Origin of the sequence: Paenibacillus sp. ACRRX (genome assembly GCF_022346885.1) — a bacterium.
Lineage (GTDB): Bacteria > Bacillota > Bacilli > Paenibacillales > Paenibacillaceae > Paenibacillus_B.
Genome location: NZ_JAKRNK010000026.1, coordinates 1 through 708, shown reverse-complemented (window position 1 = coordinate 708; position 708 = coordinate 1). Strand labels below are relative to the sequence as shown.

Annotated in this window: 1 pseudogene; it reads left to right on the top strand. The window is 49.2% G+C overall.

From position 1 onward, the window contains the following. Nucleotides 1-26: 26 nt before the first annotated feature. Nucleotides 27-708, top strand: a pseudogene (locus MH117_RS26370) (hypothetical protein); the annotation flags it as partial.

Genomic DNA, 708 nt, shown 5'->3' with positions numbered 1-708 from the left:
ATCTGAACAAGAAAACAGGCTATGTGGTGAAGCAACCGGGAAGCAGCGTGAACCTGACGGTAAGTGGTCTGTACAACAATCGGAACCAGATTACGGACTTGAATATTAGCGGCGCGAAGATGCCAAGCACTCAGCTTGTGAAGTACGATTATTGGAAAAATGGCGTTGTAGCGAAGCGTCAAGTGGCAGGGGCATTTGCGGCCAACATGCAGTATGAGAACGACAAGGTGTCCCAGATTCAGTACGATAAGGGAGCGCAGTCTTTAAATCAATTCAAATACGAGTACGACCTAAACGATAATGTGATGTCTCGGAACGAGAACAACTATGTAACGAATTTCAGCTATACGCCGTTGGATCAGGTGAAGACGTCAAGTGAGTTTAACGAACGTTATACGTATGACGGGCGTTACAACCGCCTGACGCTGGAGAGCAGCCGCGAGCTGCCGATTCAGGAGGCGCAGTACGAGTACAACCAGAAAAATCAGTTGACCAAGGCGATTGGAGCCAAAGGCACAGCGAGCTACAGCTATAACGGCGATGGGCTTATGGTAGAGCGTACGGTGTCCAATGCGCGTCATCGTTACTATTACAATGAGGACAAACGGATCGTAGCTGAGGCTGTGATCGAAGCAGATGGCAAGCCGCGTATCCTCTATGTGTACATTTACGATACCAATGGAGCGATTATTGGTCGGCAGGACGCTG